The sequence below is a fragment of the Stenotrophomonas sp. PS02297 genome (genome assembly GCF_029959705.1).
In the GTDB taxonomy this organism is placed as follows: Bacteria; Pseudomonadota; Gammaproteobacteria; order Xanthomonadales; family Xanthomonadaceae; genus Stenotrophomonas; species Stenotrophomonas nitritireducens.
In genome coordinates this window covers 1-3549 of the sequence record NZ_JASCOS010000203.1, presented here as the reverse complement: position 1 = coordinate 3549, position 3549 = coordinate 1, and the positions used below count along the sequence as shown (strand labels likewise).

The 3549-nt window shown below is 71.7% G+C and carries 3 protein-coding genes; all 3 read right to left on the bottom strand.

Annotated elements, in window-relative coordinates; genetic code table 11:
* Nucleotides 1–104 precede the first annotated feature (104 nt).
* The gene (locus tag QMX80_RS18775; protein WP_282278695.1) at nucleotides 105–2453 is read right to left on the bottom strand and encodes a phosphomannomutase/phosphoglucomutase; all 2349 of its coding nucleotides are present in this window, start codon (nucleotides 2451–2453) and stop codon (nucleotides 105–107) included.
* Between the two features lie 15 nt (nucleotides 2454–2468).
* Nucleotides 2469–2942 carry a dUTP diphosphatase gene (gene dut / locus QMX80_RS18770; protein ID WP_273084949.1) on the bottom strand — a complete coding sequence of 158 codons (474 nt, stop codon included), beginning with the start codon at nucleotides 2940–2942 and terminating at the stop codon, nucleotides 2469–2471.
* A partial coding sequence (locus tag QMX80_RS18765; RefSeq protein ID WP_282278694.1) for a phosphopantothenoylcysteine decarboxylase occupies nucleotides 2939–3549 on the bottom strand: 611 nt, incomplete at its 5' end. The genes QMX80_RS18765 and dut, both read right to left, overlap by 4 nt.

The following is a 3549-nucleotide window of genomic DNA, read 5'->3' as shown; positions in this document are numbered from 1 at the left end:
GCGCTACAGAACACCGCGCTCCTTGTAGAGCGGGGCGAAGCCCCGCTGTGGCATTCCCAACCGAAGCCCCCGCCGGGCGCTGCCCGGCGCGACCACGGCGGCGATCAGAAGCCCAGCTCGGTCCCCGCCGGCAGCACCTGCCGCAGCTGGTCGCGGAACAGGCCCTTGATCCGCTCCAGCGCGGCCTCATCGTCCGCCTCGAAGCGCAGCACCAGCACCGGCGTGGTGTTGGAGGCGCGCACCAGGCCCCAGCCGTCGCCGAAATCGGCACGCAGGCCGTCGATGGTGGAGATGCGGGTACCGGCGAACGGCGAATCCTCGGCCTGCGCCGCGGCCACCACCAGCGCCACCTGCGCGTGCTGGGTGCCCTCGGCCACCGCCACCTTCAGCTCCGGCGTGGAGATCGCATCGGGCAGCTCGTCGAACACCTCGGACGGGCCTTCCTCGCGCTGGGCCAGGATCTCCAGCAGGCGCGCGGCCGCATACAGGCCATCGTCGAAACCGTACCAGCGCTCCTTGAAGAAGAAGTGGCCGCTCATCTCGCCGGCCAGCTCGGCATCGGTCTCGCGCATGCGCGCCTTGATCAGCGAGTGCCCGGTCTTCCACATCATCGGGCTGCCGCCGTTGCGCAGGATGTAATCCGACAGCCTGCCGGTGCATTTGACGTCGTAGATCACCATCGCGCCGGGGTTGCGCGCCAGCACGTCGGCGGCGAACAGCATCAGCAGGCGGTCGGCGAACACGATCCTGCCTTCCCTGGTCACCACGCCGAGGCGGTCGCCGTCGCCATCGAAGGCCACGCCGAGGTCGGCGTCGAAACGCCGGACCATCTGCACCAGGTCCTCGAGATTGTGCGGCTCGCTCGGGTCCGGGTGGTGGTTGGGGAACTGCCCGTCCACCTCGCAGTACAGCGGGATCACCTCCGCGCCGATGGCCTCCAGCAGCTGCGGCGCCACTGCGCCGGCAATGCCGTTGCCGGCGTCGGCCACCACCTTGAGCGGGCGGTCCAGCTGCACGTCGTCGGCGATGCGCTGCACGTAGTCGGCGATGACCTCGCGCTGCTGCAGGCCGCCCGGCGCATCGGCTCGCTGCAGGCGGCCGTCGGCGATGCGCCGGTACAGGTCGGTGATCGCCTCGCCGGACAGCGTTTCGCCGCCGATGACGATCTTGAAGCCGTTGTAGTCCGGCGGGTTGTGGCTGCCGGTCACCACCACGCAGCTGCCGGCGCGCAGGTGGTAGGCGGCGAAATACACCACCGGCGTCGGCGCCATGCCGATGTCGATGACGTCGCAACCGGCGCGGCGCAGGCCTTCGATCAGTCCGGCCACCAGCTCGGGGCCGGACAGGCGGCCGTCACGGCCCACCACCACCTCGCGCAGGCCCTGCGCCTGTACCTGGCTGCCGATGGCCTGGCCGATCAGCGTGGCCACGGCCGGCGTCAGCTCGCTGCCGACCACGCCGCGGATGTCGTAGGCGCGGAAAATGCCGGAAGCCACGGCGCCGATGCCCGCCTCGGGCGCCGCCGGCTCCTCGCCGGCCTCGCGCTCGCGTACCGCCGCCACAGGCAACGGTTCCTGCGCCAGCGCCTCGCTGAGGGTGACGCCGTCATCGGCGGCCGGCGCTTCGCCACCGCGGCGCAGCGCCGGCAGGCGCAGGCGCTTGCGGCCAACCAGCAACAGCACCGCCGTCGCCAGCATCAGCACCGCGACCGTCGCACTGCTCACCGCGCCCAGGCCCAGCGGGCCTGTCGTCGTGTCGGGCACTTCCGCCACCACGCGCAGGCCGGTGTCGGCCACCGGCCGCGCCAGCGCATCGGCGCCGTTGCCCAGCGCCGCATCTCCCCGGCGAAATACCGTGAAGCCGCCCTGGCGCAGGCCGAGGAAGGCGGAATCCGGCGAGTCCAGCGCGTCGAACACCGCGCCCAGGCGGGTCAGCGGCTGGCGGATGTAGGCGACCGCCGACCGCTCCTGCAGGCGCACCGGCGCGGCCAGGCCCAGGCGGGGCCCATTGCCGTCGCGCACCACGCGCGCGACCGGCTTGCCTTCGCTCATCGCCAGTTCCAGCAGGGCCAGCCGCGAATAGCCGAACGCGGCAGGGTCGGCATAAGCGTCGGACAGCCCGCCATCGAACACCTGCGCATCGTCCACGCCGTCCCATTTCTCGCGCATCGCAGACGCCGCCGCGGCGGCGTCGCCCTTGGCCAGGGCAGCCTTGACCGGTTCCAGCTCGAGCTGGCGGGCGAACTGCGCGGTCTGCGCGGCGATGGTCTTGTGCAGCTCCTCCACCGCCTGGTCGCGCGCCTGTTCCAGCCTGGTGCCGGTACTGGCCTGCTGCCACTGCTCGAAGGCGCCCCAGCCGAACCAGCCGGCCAGCAGCACCAGCAGCGCCGCCAGCACCGGTGTCGAACGGCCGAGCGCCGCGCGCGGACGCCGGCTTTCGTTCCCTTGGCTCATCGTGCGTTTCCCCTGTCAGCGCACTCCGGTGTGGCCGAATCCACCCGTTCCACGCGCACTGTCGATGAAAGTATCCACCACCTGCAAGGTCACGCGGGCGATCGGCATGACGACCAACTGGGCGATGCGGTCGCCAGGCTCGATGGTGAACGGCTCGCGGCCGCGGTTCCACACGCTGATCAGCAGCGGCCCCTGGTAGTCGGCATCGATCAGGCCGGTGCCGTTGCCCAGCACGATGCCGTGGCGATGGCCGAGCCCGGAGCGCGGCAGCACCACGGCGCACAGGCCCGGATCGGCGATATGAATGGCGATGCCGCTGGGCAGTAGCGCCGCATCGCCGGGCTCCAGCGTCATCGGCGCCTCGATCGCCGCGCGCAGGTCCATGCCGGCGCTGGCCTCGGTGGCGTAGGCCGGCAGCGGCCAGGCATCGCCGAAGCGGGGATCCAGCAGTTTCACCTGCAGCGGCTGCAGGGCGGTGTCCGTCTTCATGCGTCCAGTCTCTCCGCGATCAGGTCCAGCAGTTGTTCGGCCAGCTGCGTCTTGGCGGTGCCGGGGAACGCGCGATGACCATCGTTCCAGTAGGCGGTGGCCGCGTTCTGGTCGCTCTCGAAACCGCCGCCGGCGATGCCGACCTGGTTGGCGACGATCAGGTCCAGATGCTTGTCGGCAAGCTTGCCGCGCGCGTATTTCTCCACGTCGTGGGTCTCGGCGGCGAAGCCGACCACCAGCTTCAGCACCTGCTCCTGCGCGGCCACTTCGGCCAGGATGTCCGGGGTGCGCACCAGCTCCAGCGTCAGCGTCTGGCTGCCTGCGGTCTTCTTCAGCTTCTGCTGCGCCACCTGGCGCGGCGTGTAGTCGGCCACCGCGGCGGCGCCGATATAGATATCGGCCGGCAGCGCGGCCAGCACCGCTTCGCGCATCTGCGCGGCCGAGCGCACGTCCACCCGCTGCACGCCGGGCGGCGTCGGCAGCTGCACCGGCCCGCTGACCAGCACCACCTGCGCGCCACGGCGCGCCGCGGCCGCGGCCCGCGAATAGCCCCTCTTGGCGCGGGGGCGGGTGGCGCCGGAGCGCCCCGGGTCCCGGGCGTCATACG